This is a genomic window from Caenispirillum salinarum AK4 (genome assembly GCF_000315795.1).
Classification (GTDB): Bacteria; Pseudomonadota; Alphaproteobacteria; order Rhodospirillales; family Rhodospirillaceae; genus Caenispirillum; species Caenispirillum salinarum.
In genome coordinates this window covers 18,431-35,996 of the sequence record NZ_ANHY01000021.1, presented here as the reverse complement: position 1 = coordinate 35,996, position 17,566 = coordinate 18,431, and the positions used below count along the sequence as shown (strand labels likewise).

The following is a 17,566-nucleotide window of genomic DNA, read 5'->3' as shown; positions in this document are numbered from 1 at the left end:
CGCGTCGCCGTGGGCGGCGTCAGGCCTCCGCCGTTTCCAGCGCGCAGATGGCCTCCGGGTCGTCCAGGCGCAGCACCATGCTCGACGACAGGAAGAACTCATGATGGATGCCGTCCTGCCCGATGTAGCCGGCCATGAGGTCCTGGCCCAGCACGATGGGACCGACGCGGGAGTCCACGATCACGCCGCCCTTGATGGGCGCCTTGAAGATGCCGGCGGTGCAGACGCGCTTCAGGTGCTCCAGCTGCAGCAGGTCCGAGCCTTCGTAGCGGCGGAACAGCTGGTTGTAGAGCGCCGGCGACAGCGCCATGCCGTAGGGGCCGGGAAAGCCGCCGTCGTCCAGCAGGGTGACGGCCTTCACCACGTCCTCCAGCGCCTGGTCCACCTTGGTCCAGTCGCCGGCCGTCAGCGTCTTGCGGCCGGTTGCCGTCAGCAGGCCTTCCAGTCCGAAATCCTTGTTGCCGTAGTAGACGAACTCGTCCTCGCGGCGGGCCACGGCCTCGGCGGCGTCCTCCACGACGTTCAGGTTCAGCGGCTGGCCGTGTTCGGTGGCGGCCATGAGCCGGCGGATGGACACCTTGAAGCGCTTGCGCAGCATGGGGACGGAGACGGCCCGGCTGACCACGGCCCCGGCTTCCTCGTCGCCGACGGTGCGGCAATAGCCGTCGTTGCCGACCTCGATGGAGGTCAGGCCGGGGCCGTAGGGGCCTTCCGTCTCCAGCAGGCGACGGCCGGTGAGCATGGCGGCGGCGGACTCGCTGGCGGCCTCGTCGATCGCGTCCCACAGCTCGGCGTCGATGGGGGCCTGCGAGCGGTTGAGCATGTCCATGATGTCAGTCCTTCCCCTTGGCTTTCAGCGATCCGATGGTGGCGCGGCGGGCGCGGGCGGGGCGCGCCTTGCCCTCGGGCTCGGCGGGGCGGGCGACACCGCCCTTGGCGGCGGCGGGGTCCAGGCCCAGGTCCTCCAGCGCCTCCTCGTGCTCGGCCTCTTCCTCGATCTCCATGATCGGGCCCTCGGTGAACAGGTAGGTGCGGAACTGCTCATCGACGTCGGGCGAGTACCGGCGCAGCCACTCCAGCGCCATGGCCGCGTGTTCGATTTCCTCCCGCATGTTGTGCAGCAGGATTTCCTTCAACTCCTCGTCCTCGCAGTCGTCGGCGCGCTGCTGATACCAGTCGACGGCGTCCAACTCTTCCTTGATGGAGACGATGGCGTGATGGATGGTAAGCGTCCGGCGACTGATGCGCTCGCGCGGCGCATGAAGGCTTTCGCTACCCATGAGGCCCCCTAAGACGTGGTGCGATCAGGACAACGCGGCCCGCGCCCGGCCGTGGATGCCGGGGCGAACGGCCCGCTTTTCACGTCCATCGAAACGCCAACAACCAGAAGAAGGTTGCATGAATTTCAGTATCTGGACGGCCGGGGCGGCGGAGGCTAAGGATGGCGCGAAACCGCTTTCCGCTTTTCCCGGCCGCAAGGACGCTCGCCCATGACCGACCGCCCCATCTGGTTCCGCCGCCGCCACGGTGCCCTGGGCCCCAGCTTCGGCTGGACCTACATTCCCATCACGTGGCAGGGCTGGGTGCTGGTCGCCTGCGTTCTGGCGTTCCTGACGGCCGCCGCCGTCGTGATCGACCCCCAGAGCATCGGCGAGGCGCTGCTGTTCATCGCCGCAGCGGGCGTGATCCTGGTGGTCTTCGGAGGTGTCGCGGAACGCCGCACGCCGCCGCCGGACAGCGGTGACGGCAGCGGCGCCAGCGGCTAGCGCCGCGCCTTTTCCGCCGTCTTGAAGGCGCCGGCCGTTTCGGCGTCCGACAGGATGGCGTTCCGCCAGTCCTTCTTCGTCGGCAGGATGGGCGGCATGGGGGCGTGCTGCGTCTTGGCCGTTTCCGGCGCCACCTGCTTGAAGCGCTTGTCGCCGGCCGCGCCCTTCTTCATGAACAGGTTGTAGATGGTCCACATGGTCCGGTCGCGCGGGCCCGTCCAGGGGAAGCGTTTGGCCATGCTGGAGCCGCTGTAGAAGGTGCGGAAGGCCCGGCGGTGGCCGTCGCGCAGGGTTTCGGCGTCCATGCGCTCGGGCCGGTAGACGATGTGGGCCTGGTCGTACTTGGTCCAGTCGTGGCTGACCAGCCGCCCGGCGCGCTTCATCTCGTACCACGTCAACGTGCCCGGGTACGGCGTCAGCACCGAGTACGCCGTCATGTCGAAGCCGGCGTCGATGTTGAAGCGCGCCGTCTCGTCGAACACGTCGGCGTCGTCGGTGTCGAAGCCGAACATGAACAGCCCGAACACCATGATGCCGTGTCTGTGGATCTTCTCCACCAGCTTCACGTAATCGTCGGGGCGGTTGACCGACTTGTGGACGCTTTTCAGCGTGTCGCGGGAGATGCTCTCGAAGCCGATGGACATCATGGTGCAGCCGCTTTCGGCCGCCAGGTCCAGCATCTCGTCATCGCCCGCCAGCTTGGACGTGACGCCGGCCTGCCACTTGATGCCGCGCCCGCGCAGGGCCTTCATCAGCTCCATGGGGCGCTCGCGCGTGCCGAAGAAGTCCGCGTCGTTGATGGACACCGTGCGCTGGCCGCAGGTCTCCATTTCATGGATGACCTCGGGGATGGGGCGGTAGCGGAACTTCAGCCCATTCATCAGCGGCTCGGCACAGAAGGTGCAGGCCTGGTGGCAGCCGCGCGAGGTCTGCACGAAGGTCTTGTTCACATAGCGGTGGCCCTTCACCAGGTCGTAGCGCGGCATGGGCATGCCCTCCATGGGACACAGCGTGTCAGCGCGATAGGTGCCGCGCAGGTCGCCTTTCTCCAAGTCGTCCAGGATGCGCGGCATGACCAGTTCCGCCTCGCCGATGCACACCGCATCGGCGTGGGACAGCGCCTCCTTCGGCATGAAGCTGGGGTGGACGCCGCCCATGACGACGGGAATGCCGCGGGCCCGGAAGCGGTCTGCGATCTGGTAGCCGCGGTTGACGTAAGAGGTCATGGCCGAGATGCCGACCATGTCGCACTCCAGGTCGAAGTCGATGTCCTCGATGTTCTCGTCGGTCAGCACCACCTCGTAGCGGTCCTGCGGGATGCAGGCCGCCACCGCCAGCAGCCCCGCCAGCGGGGAATACAGGGCGCGCTTCATGTAGATGGGGCGCGTGGTGAGGCTGTCGGTCTTGGGATTGATGAGGTGGATGACCCGTGTCCGCATGACGATACCGCCCTTCCGTGACGCTTGGGATGCCTGGGGATGTTCAAGGGCAAGCGTTGGGGGCGCGGGAAGGTTCCGAAGACTAGGCGGAAGGGGGAGGGCGGCGGCGGAAAGATTGGCGATAAAAGAAGAAGCGGCAGCTGTCCGGGTGCTTCTTTCAACCCCCCTCCCGTGTCCGCCCGTTCTCCGCTTCATACCGAAGACGCCTCGTGCGGAGAGAGGATGCGGAGATGAGCAAGGCACGGGACAGCCGGGGCCGCGAGGCCGAGCGTCCGCGCGAGATTCCCAGGCGCGGATGGAAGGACGTCGCCATGCGCGTCAAGACGGAGCTGGGCGACGACAACATCAGCATCGTCGCCGCCGGCGTGGCGTTTTTCTCGCTGCTGTCGGTGTTCCCGGCGCTCGCGGCGATCCTGACCATCTACGGCCTGTTCGCGAGCCCGGAACAGGTCACGACCCAGATCCAGGCCATCAGCGGCGCCCTGCCCGACAGCGCCCAACAGGTCATCAGCCAGCAGCTTCAGCGGCTGGCGTCCGCCTCGTCCAGCGCGCTGGGGATCGGGGCGATCATCGGGCTGCTGGCCGCCATCTGGAGTTCATCCAAGGGCATGAAGGCGCTGGTGGGCGGGGTGGACATCGCCTACGACGAAAGGGATGAGCGCGGCTTCGTCCGCAAGACTGCGATCATCCTGGGCCTGACCGTGGCCGCCATCCTGTTCGTCATCGTCTCGCTGGTGCTGATCGCCGCCGTCCCGGCGCTGGTGGGGTCGCTGGGCCTGCCGTCGACGCTGCAGTGGATCGTCTCGCTGGGGCGGTGGCCGCTGCTGATCGTGCTGGTCATGGGCGCGCTGGCGGTCATCTACCGCGTGGCGCCCGACCGCGACAAGGCGCGGTGGCAGTGGGTGACGCCCGGCTCGGTCATCGCCGCGCTGCTGTGGGTGGCGGCGTCGGTGCTGTTCTCGCTCTATGTCCGCTACTTCGGCAGCTACAACGAGAGCTACGGGTCGCTCGCGGGCGTCGTGGTCCTGATGATGTGGCTGTACCTGTCGGCCTTCATCGTCCTGCTGGGCGCGGAGATCAACGCCGAACTGGAACGCCAGACGAAGCACGACACCACCCACGGCCGGCGCGAACCCTTGGGCCGCCGGGGCGCTCATGCAGCGGACACGGTGGGGGAAGGCGCCTGATTCTGCCGCCTACGATGGCGAGCGCGGGCGGGCCTGGCTTGCGCGGCGGAACGGCTGGCTCTCGGTGAAGATGTTCCGGTGGAGGAACTCCGCCGGGGAGGAGAACACCAGCCATTCCTTCATGCCGGGCCCGGCGTTCTCCACCGTGAACCACGGCTCCGCCAGCCGCCGCGCGGGGCCGGATGCCCACCGGGGCGGCGCACGGCGGATGACCTGCTTGGACAGGTATTCCGCCATGCCGCCGGCCAGGGCGTTCAGCCGAGCATCCTCCAGCAGCGCCGGTTCGTCGGCCAGCATGGCGGCCTGCCGGTCGAGGTCGTCGGTGCCGTAGAACGTATCGAGGAAGCCCGCGAACAGACCCTCGCGCGGCTCGCCCTGGGCGATCCGGTCATAGGTCTCGGACAGGGTAGTCGGGCGGGTCATCGTCCGGGTCCTCCTGCGACAGCACATGCTTGAGGAGAAAGCGCTGCTTGTCGGCATCCGCCGCCGACCGAGGGAAGTACTGTCCAAGGATGGCGATGGCGTCGTCAATCCCCGTCAGGCCGCAGGCCGCCATGAGCTTGCGGATGTCGCGCGCCTCCAGCGGCCCTTTCACCGGGTCGGCCACCCGCATCGCCTTAAGCTTCAGGGCGAGAAGGTACTCCGCGCTGGGGACGAAGACGCGCAGGCCCGGCTCCCCGCGTCGCGGATAGGTGCCGAACTCCAGGTGATCGTCCGACTGCGTCGCGGCCGGGCTCAGGTGGAACTGGATGGCGTCGTTCAGCCAATCGGCGGCCCACCCGTTATCGCGGGCGACCTTGTCGACGGCCTTCCGCAACCAGTCCGGCCACTCGCCGATGGAGGCGATGTCCACATCCTCGGACGCGTAGCGGAAGCGACTGGCGAGCATGAGGGCCGCCCCGCCATAAACCGCCAGGTCCAACTGCGTGTGGTTGGCGGCTGCCGCTTCTCCCAGCCGGTCGAGCGCGTCCTGCAGTTGATCCCGATCGAAGCGCGCGGCCATGGATCCGCCCGCCCTAGATATCCAGCTCTTCCACGAAGCGGGCGTTTTCCTGGATGAACTGGAAGCGCAGTTCCGGCTTGCGGCCCATCAGGCGTTCCACAAGCCGGCCGGTCTGCTTGGCTTCCTCGCGGCTTTCCTCGGTATGGGTGTCGGGGATGGTCACCTGCAACAGCGTACGGGAGCCCGGCGCCATGGTGGTTTCCTTCAGCTGCGCCGGCGGCATCTCGCCCAGGCCCTTGAAGCGGCTGATCTCCACCTTCGACGGCTTGAACTCCGTCTTCAATAGCTGGTCCTTGTGGGCGTCGTCGCGCGCGTACATGCTCTTGCCGCCCTGCACCAGCCGGTAGAGCGGCGGCATGGCGAGGAACAGGTGGCCGTTCTCGATCAGGGCCGGCATCTCGCGATAGAAGAAGGTCATCAGAAGGCTGGCGATGTGGGCACCGTCCACGTCGGCGTCCGTCATGATGATGACCTTTTCATAGCGCAGCTTGTCGTCGTCGTAGTGGTCGCGCACGCCGCAGCCCAGCGCCTCGATCAGGTCCGTCAGCTCCTGGTTGGCGCGCAGCTTGTCGGTCGACGCCGAGGCGACGTTGAGGATCTTGCCGCGCAGGGGCAGCACCGCCTGGGTTTCGCGCATGCGGGCCTGCTTGGCCGAGCCGCCGGCCGAATCCCCCTCCACCAGGAACAATTCAGTCCCGCCGGCGATGGAGCGCGAGCAGTCGGCCAGCTTGCCCGGCAGCCGCAGCTTCTTGGTGGCGGTCTTGCGGCTGAGCTCCTTGTCCTGCTTGCGGCGCTGGCGGTCCTCGGCGCGGGCGACCACGTGGGACAGAAGCTCTCCGCCGGCCTGGGCGTCGCCCGACAGCCAGTGGTCGAACTGGTCCTTCATGGCCTGCTCGACGTAGCGGGTGGCCTCGGCGCTGGCGAGCTTCTCCTTGGTCTGGCCCTGGAACTGCGGCTCGCGGATGAAGCACGACAGCATGATGCAGGCGCCGCCGATCACGTCGTCGGCGGTCAGCTTGTCGGCCTTCTTGTTGCCGACCATGTCGCCGAAGGCCCGCATGCCCTTGGTCAGCGCGTTGCGCAGGCCCTGCTCGTGCGTGCCGCCCTCGGGCGTGGGCACCGTGTTGCAGTAGCTGGAGAACAGGTAGTCCTGATCCGTCGGCCAGGCCACCGCCCACTCCACGCTGCCCATGTCGTCGGGAAAGTCCTGGCGGCCGGCGAAGACGGTGGGGGTGACCATCTCGCGCTTGTCCATCAGCTCCGACAGGAAGTCCGTCAGGCCGTTGGGGAAGTGCAGCTCCTGCTCCACCGGCGTCGGGTTGTCTTCCTTGATGAGGTCGGCCGCGCACTTCCAGCGGATGCGCACACCGCGGAACAGATAGGCCTTCGACCGCGTCATCCGGTACAGCAGCGCCGGGCGGAAGCGGGCGCGGGGGCCGAAGATTTCCGGGTCGGGGTGGAAGGTGACCGTCGTGCCCCGGCGGTTCTGCACGGTGCCCAGGTCCTCGATCCCCGTCACCGCCTTGCCGCGGCTGTAGGCCTGGCGCACCAGCTTGCGGTCGCGGGCGACCTCCACCACCAGGTCGTCCGACAGGGCATTGACCACCGACACGCCCACGCCGTGCAGGCCGCCCGAGACCTTGTAGGCCCCGCCGCCGAACTTGCCGCCCGAGTGCAGGGTGGTGAAGATCACCTCCAGCGCCGACTTTTCCGGATACTTGGGGTGGGGGTCGACGGGGATGCCGCGGCCGTTGTCGCGGATGGTCACCCGGTTTTCCAGCCCAAGTTCCACGTCGATGACGGTGGCGTGGCCGGCCACCGCCTCGTCCATGGCGTTGTCGAGGATCTCCGCCACCAGGTGGTGGAGCGCCTTTTCATCGGTACCGCCGATGTACATGCCCGGGCGCTTGCGCACGGGCTCCAGCCCCTCCAGGACCTCGATGTCCTTGGCGGTGTAGGCGTCTGTCTTGGCGGCGGTTTTTTCGAAGAGATCGTCGGACATGGCGCGCATTATATGGAGGGTCCGCCACGCCAGCAAGACGATGCCGTGGCGCCATCGTTCGCCCGCCGCTATATGGTGTGGAAAAACCCCATCAACCCATTGTCGAGGGACACGAACCACCATGACGACCCAGACCGAACAGCCCGTCGGAGAGATCGCCATCCGCACGCTCGCCATGCCCGCCGACACCAATCCGGCCGGCGACATCTTCGGCGGCTGGCTGATGTCGCAGATGGACATCGCGGGTGGCGTCGCGGCCTCCAAGCGGGCTCGCGGGCGTGTGGCGACGGTGGCGGTCGACGGCATGGCCTTCCACAAGCCGGTGCGCGTGGGCGACGAACTGACCTGCTACACCTCGGTGGAGCGGGTCGGCCGCACGTCGCTGACCATGAAGGTCGAAGCCTGGGTCCTGCGGCGCGGAACGTGGGAGCAGGAGAAGGTCACGGAAGCCACCTTCACCTTCGTCGCCATCGACGAGGCCGGCCGCAAGCGCGAGGTGCCGGCGGAATAACGGGGCGCGCGCGGCCGGTGGTCCCGCAAGGATCACCGCCGGCCGCGCACGCCGAACTCAGGCCGTCAGCGCTCCTCAGGCGTCTGCTTTCTCCAGAAGTTTCGCAAGAATCTGCTTGGTGTTCATGAAGCTGGTCTCCGTGTCCTCGACCGAAACCGTCCAGGACTCGGTATCCACGACCAGGAAGCCGTTGGTCTCCACGGTATTGGGGAGCACGATCGGCATGCCGCCGACGCGGGCGCCCGGAGCGCCCCAGCGGCCGTCGACTTCAGCATGGATCAAGCGCTGGTTCAGCGCGAACGGCACGCGGATCGTCTTGGGAAGCGGCCCGCGGACGGTAACGGCGGCCAGGTACTCCAGGTCGAGGTCACCCTCGGCGGCCGCCGGCACCGAGCGCACCCAGTTCGCGAAGATCGAATGGCCGATGACCGATTCAAGCTTGGCCGTGTTGTACGGGAACGCATGATGGCCCTCGTACACGTTCTGCAGATCGGCCGACCACATGGAGGCCAGGGGGCCACGGCTGGTGCGCGTCATGCCGAAGTCCGACCGGGTTGTCGAGGCGGACGTGGTAAAAGAGTACCCGCCGGTGATCGCGCCGTCGCCGCCGCTGCCGCCGCCGATGCTGCCGGAGAAACCGGCGTCGAGGGACCAGGTGTTCGAGTACTGGTAGGTCACTTCGTTCAGCACGGTCGGCGGTGCGAGCGAGCTGGGGTCCATGACCATGGTCGTATGCGGCAGCGCATGGCCCTGCTTCCGCAGCGCGTCGCCGCCCAGCGCGAAAACCGCCTTGTCGCGGAACAGCGACCGCATCGCCGCCGGATCGTCCACGGAGTTCTTGAAGGCCGTGACGTAGTTGGCGTGGGCCTTGACGACCAGGTCGACGGTGTCGGGGTCGCGCTGGAGGGCGACCACCTCGAAGGAGACATTCTGGCCGACCTGCCGGTCATGCGCCTCCTTGAAATCGATATGATTGATTTCGTCCTTGGCCTTTTTCAGGTCGCGGATCGTCTGCGGATTGTTAATCGTCGACCACGTGATCGCGCCTTCAAGGGCGATGCCCAGCGGACCGAGGATTCCGATGAAGGGCACGATCGCGAAGATGCCGCGTGCGCCACCCGCGCCACCGTAACGCGTCTCCAGGTTGGTCGGCACCGACGCCGCCGTCATGAACGACTTCGACAGTTTGCGGTCGAGAAGAATGTAGCCGTCCTTGGCTTTGGGTTCGCTCATTGGTAGTCCTTTATATTGGGTTCAACCAAGAAGACTCATCCAATGATTCGACTAGTAAGTAAACAGGAAAATCGTCCCATTTCATGTAGTTAGCAGGCGTTCCTTGCTGGCCCGCCTGGGGCACCGGGTCACGCACTGGGGGCGCTTCCTGGCGTCAGGGCTGTCTATGACTGCTGTTTCCAGGGGGCTCTTCCGTGCATGCATTTTTCCGCGCGGAGCAAGCCCGCGCCGCGGCGCCGACGGGTCATTCCCGGTCGCCAGAACGGCGGGATGCACAAGCTTCTCTTGCGAGGAATGAAAGGCCGGACCGGACCAGGAAATGCCCGCGTGATCCGGTCCGCGACCAGTCGGCAGCCAGCCGTCCGGCCGCAGGATACGCGGGCAGGGGCCGAGCGGTTGGCTGCCGGTCCGGGCGGGGGCATGCATCGGCGCCGGGGGTACACGAACGCCATTTGACGCATTTCGACCGGAACGCGACGGACCGGTGCACCCGGGATAGAGAAAACCGGCGCCGCCACACGTTGAAAGATAGCGGCATAACCGCGAAAAATGCGCGCAAAACGCAGGGGCTGCATGATAAATTTCCGCAGTTCGCTTCCCTCTTGGTAGCGGTCATTACTGGACGTACTCGAAAATTATGCACCTCGATACCTTCGACGCACGCCTTTTGGCGGAGTTGCAGCGGAACAATCGCAAGACGAGCGCTGCTCTTTCGGATACCGTTCATTTGTCGCCGGCGGCCTGCCTGCGCCGCGCCGACCGCCTCCGCCGTCACGGCGTGATCCGTGCGGACGTCTCGGTTGTTCAGCCGGAGAAGGTGGGTGTCGGGGTTCAGGCCCTGGTCCGGGTGACCCTTCAGCAGAAACAGCCCGAAACCATCGCCGCCTTCGAGGCGACGATGCTCGCGGCTGACGAGGTCATATCGTGCTGGCACGTCACCGGCGGGTTCGACTATGGCCTCGTGGTCGTGGCGCGCGACATCGCCATGTACGAGGCCTTCGTCCGCGTGATGCTGGTGGAAAACCCGCTGGTGCGCACCCACGAGGCCAGCATCGTGCTCAACGCCGTCAAGAGCGGCGCGCCGCTGCCGGTCTACCTGGCGGCGCTGGAGGGCGCCTGATCCCAGGCGCCGTCTCCACCGGCGGGTGGCGCCTCACGCCGCCCGCACCTGGTCCAGGAATTCGTCCATCGCCTTGCGCAGGTGGTGGGAATCGGTGGCGAGCTGGCGGGAGGCCGTCAGCACCTGATCGGCCCCGGCGCCGGTCTCGCGCGCCGCTTCGTTCACGCCCTGGATGTTGCTGGAAACCTCGTGCGTGCCGGTGGCGGCCTGCTGGACGTTGGATGCGATTTCCTGCGTCGCCGCACCCTGTTCCTCCACGGCCGAGGCGATGGCGGACGCCGTCTCGCTGACCTCTCCGATGGCGGTCACGATGCTGCCGATGGCCTTGACCGCCTCACGGGTTTCACCCTGCACCGCCTGCACCTGGCCGGCGATCTGGTCGGTCGCCTTGGAAACCTGGCCGGCCAGGGTCTTGACCTCGTTGGCGACCACGGCGAATCCCTTGCCGGCGTCACCGGCGCGAGCGGCCTCTATGGTCGCGTTGAGCGCCAGAAGGTTGGTCTGGTCGGCGATGTCGTTGATGAGGTCGACCACCTCGCCGATCTCCTCGGCCGCCGTGGCCAGGGCCTCCATCTGCTGGCGCGTGCTTTCGGCGCGGTTGGTGGCCTGGGCCGCCATGTCCGACGACCGCGCCACCTGCTGGCCGATTTCGCCGATGGAGCTGGACAGCTCCTCGGTCGCCGAGGCGACCGTCTGCACGTTGGCCGAGGCCTGTTCGGAGGCCGCCGCGACGGTGGTGGACTGGGAGGATGCCTCCTCGGACATGGCCGACAGGTTTTCCGAGGTCGACTGCATTTCCTCAGCAGCCGAGGACACGGTGCCGACGATGCTGCCGACGCGGGCCTCGAAGTCGTCGGCCATCTGCAGCATCTGGCGGTGGCGCTCCTCCTGCTCGCGCTCCTCGCGCAGCCGGGCTTCTTCCTCCATCTCCCGGGTGTGCAGCATGTTGGCGCGGAAGATCTCCAGCGTGCGGGCGATCTCACCGACCTCGTCCTTCCGGCCCGCACCGTCCACCTTGATGTCCAGGTCGCCGTCGGCCAGCTGCCTCAGGTTGCCGACCACCTTCTTCATGGGTTGGACGGTACCCTTGATGGCGAACAGCCAGCCCAGGAACAGGCCGAGGGCCAGACCCGCCACGGTGACGACGATCGCCGTCGTCGAGAGGCTGGCGGCGTTCTCGTCGGCCTGCCGGGCGAATGCGTCTCCCTTGTCGTCGGTGTAGCTGACGTAGTCGGCCACCACGTTGCGCAGGACGGCGGCCTCGGCCCGGCTGTCACGGACCGATGCCAGGATGGCCTCCTGCCCCGCGTCAAGCGTTACCGAGCCCGCCTGGGCGCGGGCGACGGCCACGGTGTCTTCCAGGGCGGTAACGTAGTTTTCAATGGCCGCTTCCGTCTCGTCGAGCATGCGCGCCTGCTCCGGCCCGGCCGTGGCGCGCGCCTCGTCGAGCCGGGTGCGCGCCTCGGTGCGGATGTCGGTGATCCGGTCCACCACCTCTGGATGCGCACCGGGATTGGCGGCCAGCCTGTATTCGGCACGGCTGAGTTCGACGACGTTCTGGCTGAGCCGCGCGCCAAGGCGGATTTCGGCGGAGGCCGTGTTCAGCCCGCGCGAATCCTCTGACAGCACGTTCAGGCCATAGTAGCCGACGGCGGCGTTGATCGCCGCCACAAGGCCCAGGACGCCGATGAGAGCGAAAATCTTGGTGGAGACACGGAGAGCGCCGAGGTTCATGGCAGACCACCCCTTGATCGTCTGGGTTCGAGGGAAGCGTCGTCGCCAAGCGGCGGCACGCTGTTCTGCTCCGGATCGTCCGTCGGCGCGGCCCGATCCAAAGGACAGCCTTCTACCTCGAAGGGGGTGTGCTCAACCTTGATTTCGGCCAAGGCGCGAAAATTATACCGACGGCTAGTCCGCGCGGGATGCTTTGGTGAGGCCTGCTCGGACGGCGGGCCTCATACCGGACGAAGCGTGCCGTCGTACACGCGCCAGCCGGCGTGGCGAAACGAAGGCGTGTGCGGAGCACACGCCGCAGCGTCGATGATTTCAACCACCGGCGCGTATCAGAACCCGCGCCCGTGGTCGGCCAGGAAGGCCTCTTCCTCAGGAGTGGAGGCCCGGCCCAGCACGGCGTTGCGGTGGGGAAAGCGGTCGAAGCGGGCGATCAGGTCGCGGTGCTTGATGGCGTAATCCAGCCACTCCGCGTTGCCCAACTGGCGGAACAGCTCCACCGAGGCCTCCTGGTCGGACAGGCATTCGGAGTGTTCCAGCGGCATGTAGAGAAACAGGCGGTGGACCGGCCTCAAGTCGGCGTCGAACCCCTGTTCCAGGGCATGGCGGGTGACCGTGCGCGCCTTCTGGTCGCAGGCGAATGCCGCCGGGCTGTTGCGAAAGACGTTGCGGGGAAACTGGTCCAGCAGGATGACCAGCGTGACGCATCCCAGCGGCGTGGCCATCAGCCCGTCCAGCCGGCCGTCGGCGGCGGCGTCCATTTCCTCGGTGAAGCGCTCGGCAATGGCCTGGTCGAAGGCGTCGTCCTGGACGAACCATTCCTTGCGCGGCTCGCCCTCCGTCGGCGAGCCGGGCTCCCCGAACCAGAAGGCGACGACGCGGGCCACCGTTTCCGACGGCAGCGGACCGGACGTGCGGGCGGCGTATGGCATGGACGACCCTCCAGACGGCACGGCACATGCTTCTGCATATCAGCCATGCGGAAAATTCATGCCGGACCATATGGGGCGGGGGCGCCGCGGTTCAAGCAGAATCCGGCGGGGAGTCGTCGGTCTTCTTGTAGGGGGCCAGGGTGGCGAGGTCCTCGATCTCCGCCTGCATGACGGCCCGTTCCTGGCCCAGGTAGCGTTCCACCGCCTTCCGCAGGCCGGCATCGGCGATCCAGTGGGCGGACCAGGTGGGGCGGGGCATGTAGCCGCGCTTGATCTTGTGCTCGCCCTGGGCGCCGGCCTCCACGCGCGTCAGCCCGTGCTCGATGGCGAAGTCGAGCGCCCGGTAGTAGCAGGCCTCGAAGTGCAGGTAGCGGTAGTCGCCCAGGCTGCCCCAGTTGCGGCCGTACAGGGTGTCGGAGCCGCGCAGGTTCAGCGCGCCGCAGACCGGACGGTCGTCCTCGAACCCCATCACCAGCACCACCGCATCGCCCATGCGCTGGCCCAGCAGGTCGAAGAACTCGCGCGTCAGGTAGGGATTGCCCCACTTGCGGTCGCTGGTCGCGACGTAGAATCGGTAAAAGGCATCCCAGTGGCGGGGCGTGACGGCGTCGCCCGTCAGGGTTTCCAGCCGCACGCCCGAGGCTTGCGCGCGGGCGCGTTCCTTGCGGATGTCCTTGCGCTTGCGGCTCGACAGCGTTTCCAGGAAGTCGTCGAACGATGCGTAGCCGGGATTTTCCCAATGGTACTGCACCCCCATGCGGCGCAGCAGGCCCATGGACTCCATGGCCCCGGCCTCGGCCTCGGTGGGGAAGGTGACGTGGACCGACGAGCACCCGGCGCGCTCGGCCAGGTTCACCATGCCGCCCACCAGGGCCTCGCGCAGGCCGGCCGGGTCGGGGGCGTCGGGCCGGACCAGCAGGCGCGGGCCGGTCACGGGCGTGAAGGGCACGGCGCATTGAAGCTTGGGATAGTACCGCCCGCCGGCCTGGGAGTAGGCATTGGCCCACGACCAGTCGAAGACGTACTCGCCGTAGGAGTGGCTTTTCACGTACAGCGGCGCGCAGGCGAGCACGCTTCCCTGCGGGTCCTCCAGCACCAGATGGCGCGGCAGCCATCCCTCCTCGCCGCAGGCCGAGCGGCTGTCTTCCAGCGCCGACAGGAAGGCGTGCCGGACGAAGGGGTTGTCGGTGCCGGCGCAGGCGTCCCACGCATCGGCCGGCACGGCGGCGATGGAAGGCACGGCCTTGAGCATCAGGGAATCGTCGCGTCCGTCTGGCATGGGCTGAAGGTGGTGTCGGCGGCGCGGCGGCTCAAGACGGGCCGCCGCGCCCCTGTCTCACCCCTTGATCTCGAAGGTGCCCTCGATTTCCACCGACACGCCCAGCGGCAGGGTGGGTGCGCCGACGGCGGCGCGGGCGTGCTTGCCGGCCTCGCCGAACACCTCCACCATCAGGTCCGACGCACCGTTGATAACCTTGGGCTGGTCGGTGAAGTCGGCGGCGCTGTTGACGAAGCCGCCCAGGCGCACGACGCGGGTCACCCGGTCCAGGTCGCCGCCGCAGGCGGCCTTGAGCTGGGCGATCAGGTTCAGGCCGCACAGGCGGGCGGCGCGCTGGCCGTCCTCCAGGCTGACCGACTCGCCCAGCCGCCCGTTGAACTCGGGCCTGCCGTCGACCAGCGGCAGCTGTCCGGAAATGAAGACCAGGGTCCCGCTGACCACATAGGGGACGTAGTTCCCGGCCGGGGCCGCGGCGTTCGGCAGGGTGATGCCCTTCTCGGTCAGGCGTGCCTCGATGGTCCCGGACATATTGGTTCTCCCTTGGGGGTTGCTGATGTGGTAATCCTGCGGCACCGACTCGGGGCGGGCGAGGGCCGCTTAGGCGCCCGCCGACCCGTCCGCCGCACCGTCCACGCATTGTTTTGGGAAGAGCCGCCCGTGAGCAAGCTTTCGTTGCCCAAGGACAAGATCAAGTTCGTCCTGCTGGAAAACGTCCACGACAACGCCGTCGCCTACCTGCGCCAGCACGGATACGAGAACATCGACGTGCACAAGGGCGCGCTGGACGCCGACGCGCTGAAGGACGCCGTCCGCGACGCCCACGTCGTCGGCATCCGCTCGCGCACCAAGCTGACCGAGGATGTGCTGAAGGCGGCGGAAAAGCTGGTCGCCGTCGGTGCCTTCTGCATCGGCACCAACCAGATCAACCTGGGCGCCGCCAAGCACCTGGGCGTGCCGGTGTTCAACGCGCCGTACTCCAACACCCGTTCGGTGGCGGAACTGGTGCTGGCCGAGATCATCATGCTGGCGCGCGGCATTCCCCGCCGCAACTGGATCAGCCACGAGGGCGGCTGGGACAAGTCCGCCAAAGGCTCGACGGAAGTGCGCGGCAAGACGCTGGGCATCGTCGGCTACGGCCACATCGGCACGCAGCTTTCGGTCATCGCCGAGGCGCTGGGCATGAAGGTGCGCTTCTTTGACATCGTCGACAAGCTGCCCATGGGCAACGCCGCCGCCTGCATGAGCCTGAAGGAGCTGATGGAGACGTCGGACTTCGTGTCGCTGCACGTCCCCGACACGCCGCAGACCCGCAACATGATCACCGACACGGAACTCGGCTGGATGAAGCAGGGCGCCTTCCTGCTCAACGCCGCCCGCGGGCAGATCGTGGACATCGACGCCCTGGCCGACCACCTGCGGACCGGCCACCTGGCGGGCGCGGCCATCGACGTCTTTCCGGTCGAGCCGGCCAGCGTGGAGGACGTGTTCGAAAGCCCCCTGCGCGGCATGAAGAACGTCATCCTGACCCCGCACATCGGCGGTTCGACGCAGGAGGCGCAGGCCAACATCGGCACGGAAGTGGCGGAAAAGCTGGTCAAGTACTCGGACAACGGCTCCACCGTCGGCGCCGTGAACTTCCCCGAGGTGATGCTGCCGGTGCACGTGGGCGGGGCGCGCTTCATGCACATCCACCGCAACGTTCCCGGCGTCATCTCCAAGATCAACGACGTCTTCAGCCGCCGCGGACTGAACATCGTCGGCCAGTACCTGCGCACCGATGAAGAGGTCGGCTACGTGGTGGTCGACGTCGACGGCATCATCGAGCCCGGCATGGGCGTGCGTCGCGACCTGGAGGCCATCGAGGGCACCATTCGCACCCGCTTCCTCAACTGCGAGGAACCGTAAGGGGAACCGCACGCCGGGGGATGGTGTTGCTGAAGGACGGAGCAACCGAACGAAAGAGGGGCCTTCCATGACCACCACCACCATCCCAGCCGCCGGCCGCCGCGCCGGCCGGTTGGCTGCCGTCGCCGCCATGGCCGCCGCGCTCGGCGCCTGTTCGGGGCTCAAGGCCGAGGACCCGGTGGATCGCGTCTTCGCCCCCTCGGGCGACGTCGCTGTGGTGGAGGGCCTGCTGGTCCTGCCCGAGGGCGCGGAGGTGCCGCCCACCTCGCGCGCCGAGGCCCGCCTGGTCGACCTGGACCGCACGGGCACCGAGGGCGACTTCCTGGTCGCCAGCACCGTCACCGACGCCGCCGGCGCACCGGTGCCCTTCCGCCTGCAATGGCGTCCGGGCGCGCTGCCCGAGGGTCACCGTTACGTCGTCACCGGCCGCCTGATCGGCCGCGGCGGCACGCTCTACACCGTCGAGGAGCCCGTCGCCGTCGCCGCCACGCCGGACCGCCAGGACATCACGCTCGCCCTGGTTCCAACCGGCACGGCGCCCGCGGCCGAGGACGGCGCGTCCTATTCGCTGGAAGGCATTCCCGACCCCTCGGAGACCGAGGCCATGCCCATGACCAGCGACGGCGGCGGCCTCGGCGGCGTGTATGACGACCGCCTGGGCGGCGATTCGCTGTCCGACTACATCTCCAGCGACGACTACGGCGGCCGCGTCATCGCGCCGGCCCCGACGCCGACTGTGGAATAGGCCGTATCCTTATCCTTTCCCTCGTGCATCAGGATTTCCTGATGTACGCTGCTCGCCAGAATCCAGCGGACCATCGACGAGGAGCAGAGCCATGACCATCCAGACGACCGACTACGTCGGCACGCTGTTCGACGAACAGGGCAATCCCGACAAGGTCACCGTGGCCTTCACCATGGGCAACAAGGCGCTGGAGAAAGGGCACTCCGCCACCGTGATCCTCATGGCCCAGGCCGTGCACCTGGGCCTGCCGGGCCGCGTCGACGGCATGGACATCGGCGCGCCCTTCAAGCCGGTGCCGGAACTGCTGGAAGGCTTTCTCGCCAAGGGCGGACAGGTGGCGGTGTGCAAGTCCTGCATGGAGCACAACGGCCTGAAGCCCGACCAGCTGGACAGCCGCTTTCCCGTCATCACCGCCGATGACGTCATCGATCTGGTGATGGCCTCCAGGGGCGCCCTGCAGATATCCTGACGCCATCACGGGAAAATGCGCCCATGATGTCTCGTCCCCTGACGGTTGCAGGATGAGAGGCGTGTTGCGCTTTGCATGGCAGCATGCGACCCCTGTTGGGGGATGGCGCCTCTCTATTCGCCTTTGGCGGCACCCGCGCACCGGCATAAAATGTGCAGGCGGTTGATGTATTCGAGTTTCGTGGGCTTGGGACGGGCAGAGCATGGGCCGGAGTGGGGCTGCATCGATCGATGCCGTTGACCGA

At 67.4% G+C, this 17,566-nt stretch carries 18 protein-coding genes; 7 read left to right on the top strand and 11 right to left on the bottom strand.

Annotated elements, in window-relative coordinates:
* Window positions 1-19: 19 nt before the first annotated feature.
* A complete protein-coding gene (locus C882_RS19165) occupies window positions 20-829 on the bottom strand; it encodes a family 1 encapsulin nanocompartment shell protein (RefSeq protein ID WP_009542331.1) in 810 nt (269 codons plus the stop codon).
* 4 nt (window positions 830-833) lie between these two features.
* Complete coding sequence (locus C882_RS25565) at window positions 834-1,280, bottom strand: ferritin family protein (protein WP_009542330.1); 447 nt, start codon at window positions 1,278-1,280, stop codon at window positions 834-836.
* A gap of 210 nt (window positions 1,281-1,490) precedes the next feature.
* On the opposite strand from C882_RS25565, the gene C882_RS19155 reads away from it, so the two are divergent.
* Window positions 1,491-1,766, top strand: coding sequence for a hypothetical protein (locus C882_RS19155; protein ID WP_009542329.1), 276 nt, complete (start codon window positions 1,491-1,493; stop codon window positions 1,764-1,766).
* Here C882_RS19155 and C882_RS19150 read toward each other — a convergent pair.
* Complete coding sequence (locus tag C882_RS19150; protein ID WP_009542328.1) at window positions 1,763-3,205, bottom strand: B12-binding domain-containing radical SAM protein; 1,443 nt, start codon at window positions 3,203-3,205, stop codon at window positions 1,763-1,765. The genes C882_RS19155 and C882_RS19150 overlap by 4 nt on opposite strands.
* 230 nt (window positions 3,206-3,435) lie before the next feature.
* On the opposite strand from C882_RS19150, the gene C882_RS19145 reads away from it, so the two are divergent.
* Entirely contained in the window at window positions 3,436-4,392 is a 957-nt protein-coding gene (locus C882_RS19145) for a YihY/virulence factor BrkB family protein (protein ID WP_009542327.1), read from the top strand.
* A 9-nt stretch (window positions 4,393-4,401) separates the two neighbouring features.
* On the opposite strand, the gene C882_RS19140 is transcribed toward C882_RS19145, so the two are convergent.
* The 3 genes from C882_RS19140 to parE are packed head-to-tail and all read right to left on the bottom strand — an operon-like array spanning window position 4,402 to window position 7,406.
* Window positions 4,402-4,815, bottom strand: coding sequence for a hypothetical protein (locus C882_RS19140; protein ID WP_009542326.1), 414 nt, complete (start codon window positions 4,813-4,815; stop codon window positions 4,402-4,404).
* A complete protein-coding gene (locus C882_RS19135) occupies window positions 4,781-5,395 on the bottom strand; it encodes a hypothetical protein (RefSeq protein ID WP_009542325.1) in 615 nt (204 codons plus the stop codon). The genes C882_RS19140 and C882_RS19135 overlap by 35 nt, the downstream gene beginning before the upstream one ends.
* A gap of 13 nt (window positions 5,396-5,408) precedes the next feature.
* Window positions 5,409-7,406 carry a DNA topoisomerase IV subunit B gene (parE, locus tag C882_RS19130; protein ID WP_009542324.1) on the bottom strand — a complete coding sequence of 666 codons (1,998 nt, stop codon included), beginning with the start codon at window positions 7,404-7,406 and terminating at the stop codon, window positions 5,409-5,411.
* Between the two features lie 112 nt (window positions 7,407-7,518).
* Between parE and C882_RS19125 the strand changes: the two genes are divergently transcribed.
* Window positions 7,519-7,908: an acyl-CoA thioesterase gene (locus tag C882_RS19125; RefSeq protein WP_009542323.1), complete on the top strand. Its 390-nt coding sequence runs from the start codon at window positions 7,519-7,521 to the stop codon at window positions 7,906-7,908.
* A gap of 75 nt (window positions 7,909-7,983) precedes the next feature.
* Here C882_RS19125 and C882_RS19120 read toward each other — a convergent pair whose 3' ends face one another.
* Window positions 7,984-9,141: a hypothetical protein gene (locus C882_RS19120; RefSeq protein WP_009542322.1), complete on the bottom strand. Its 1,158-nt coding sequence runs from the start codon at window positions 9,139-9,141 to the stop codon at window positions 7,984-7,986.
* Between the two features lie 637 nt (window positions 9,142-9,778).
* Between C882_RS19120 and C882_RS19115 the strand changes: the two genes are divergently transcribed.
* The gene (locus C882_RS19115) at window positions 9,779-10,261 is read left to right on the top strand and encodes an Lrp/AsnC family transcriptional regulator (RefSeq protein ID WP_009542321.1); all 483 of its coding nucleotides are present in this window, start codon (window positions 9,779-9,781) and stop codon (window positions 10,259-10,261) included.
* A gap of 33 nt (window positions 10,262-10,294) precedes the next feature.
* Here C882_RS19115 and C882_RS24175 read toward each other — a convergent pair whose 3' ends face one another.
* From C882_RS24175 to C882_RS19095, 4 genes are all read right to left on the bottom strand, one after another.
* Complete coding sequence (locus C882_RS24175) at window positions 10,295-11,995, bottom strand: methyl-accepting chemotaxis protein (RefSeq protein ID WP_009542320.1); 1,701 nt, start codon at window positions 11,993-11,995, stop codon at window positions 10,295-10,297.
* 329 nt (window positions 11,996-12,324) lie between these two features.
* Window positions 12,325-12,924, bottom strand: a complete 600-nt coding sequence (locus tag C882_RS19105; RefSeq protein ID WP_009542319.1) for a DUF924 family protein — start codon at window positions 12,922-12,924, stop codon at window positions 12,325-12,327.
* Between the two features lie 91 nt (window positions 12,925-13,015).
* Window positions 13,016-14,203 (bottom strand): GNAT family N-acetyltransferase, encoded by a 1,188-nt coding sequence (locus tag C882_RS19100; protein WP_043646590.1) that lies wholly within the window; start codon window positions 14,201-14,203, stop codon window positions 13,016-13,018.
* A gap of 57 nt (window positions 14,204-14,260) precedes the next feature.
* Window positions 14,261-14,731 carry a RidA family protein gene (locus C882_RS19095; protein ID WP_009542317.1) on the bottom strand — a complete coding sequence of 157 codons (471 nt, stop codon included), beginning with the start codon at window positions 14,729-14,731 and terminating at the stop codon, window positions 14,261-14,263.
* 129 nt (window positions 14,732-14,860) lie between these two features.
* Between C882_RS19095 and serA the strand changes: the two genes are divergently transcribed.
* The 3 genes from serA to C882_RS19080 all read left to right on the top strand — a co-directional run bounded on the left by serA (window position 14,861) and on the right by C882_RS19080 (window position 17,322).
* Entirely contained in the window at window positions 14,861-16,108 is a 1,248-nt protein-coding gene (gene serA, locus C882_RS19090; RefSeq protein ID WP_009542316.1) for a phosphoglycerate dehydrogenase, read from the top strand.
* Window positions 16,109-16,175: 67 nt separating this feature from the next.
* A complete protein-coding gene (locus C882_RS19085) occupies window positions 16,176-16,853 on the top strand; it encodes a YbaY family lipoprotein (RefSeq protein ID WP_009542315.1) in 678 nt (225 codons plus the stop codon).
* A 91-nt stretch (window positions 16,854-16,944) separates the two neighbouring features.
* Window positions 16,945-17,322, top strand: coding sequence for a DsrE family protein (locus C882_RS19080; protein WP_009542314.1), 378 nt, complete (start codon window positions 16,945-16,947; stop codon window positions 17,320-17,322).
* Window positions 17,323-17,566 lie beyond the last annotated feature (244 nt).

Coding starts and splice junctions, on each gene's coding strand:
- C882_RS19165 (WP_009542331.1), bottom strand. CDS start 829: ATGGACATGCTCAACCGCTCGCAGGCCCCCATCGACGCCGAGCTGTGG.
- C882_RS25565 (WP_009542330.1), bottom strand. CDS start 1,280: ATGGGTAGCGAAAGCCTTCATGCGCCGCGCGAGCGCATCAGTCGCCGG.
- C882_RS19155 (WP_009542329.1), top strand. CDS start 1,491: ATGACCGACCGCCCCATCTGGTTCCGCCGCCGCCACGGTGCCCTGGGC.
- C882_RS19150 (WP_009542328.1), bottom strand. CDS start 3,205: ATGCGGACACGGGTCATCCACCTCATCAATCCCAAGACCGACAGCCTC.
- C882_RS19145 (WP_009542327.1), top strand. CDS start 3,436: ATGAGCAAGGCACGGGACAGCCGGGGCCGCGAGGCCGAGCGTCCGCGC.
- C882_RS19140 (WP_009542326.1), bottom strand. CDS start 4,815: ATGACCCGCCCGACTACCCTGTCCGAGACCTATGACCGGATCGCCCAG.
- C882_RS19135 (WP_009542325.1), bottom strand. CDS start 5,395: ATGGCCGCGCGCTTCGATCGGGATCAACTGCAGGACGCGCTCGACCGG.
- parE (WP_009542324.1), bottom strand. CDS start 7,406: ATGCGCGCCATGTCCGACGATCTCTTCGAAAAAACCGCCGCCAAGACA.
- C882_RS19125 (WP_009542323.1), top strand. CDS start 7,519: ATGACGACCCAGACCGAACAGCCCGTCGGAGAGATCGCCATCCGCACG.
- C882_RS19120 (WP_009542322.1), bottom strand. CDS start 9,141: ATGAGCGAACCCAAAGCCAAGGACGGCTACATTCTTCTCGACCGCAAA.
- C882_RS19115 (WP_009542321.1), top strand. CDS start 9,779: ATGCACCTCGATACCTTCGACGCACGCCTTTTGGCGGAGTTGCAGCGG.
- C882_RS24175 (WP_009542320.1), bottom strand. CDS start 11,995: ATGAACCTCGGCGCTCTCCGTGTCTCCACCAAGATTTTCGCTCTCATC.
- C882_RS19105 (WP_009542319.1), bottom strand. CDS start 12,924: ATGCCATACGCCGCCCGCACGTCCGGTCCGCTGCCGTCGGAAACGGTG.
- C882_RS19100 (WP_043646590.1), bottom strand. CDS start 14,203: ATGCCAGACGGACGCGACGATTCCCTGATGCTCAAGGCCGTGCCTTCC.
- C882_RS19095 (WP_009542317.1), bottom strand. CDS start 14,731: ATGTCCGGGACCATCGAGGCACGCCTGACCGAGAAGGGCATCACCCTG.
- C882_RS19085 (WP_009542315.1), top strand. CDS start 16,176: ATGACCACCACCACCATCCCAGCCGCCGGCCGCCGCGCCGGCCGGTTG.
- C882_RS19080 (WP_009542314.1), top strand. CDS start 16,945: ATGACCATCCAGACGACCGACTACGTCGGCACGCTGTTCGACGAACAG.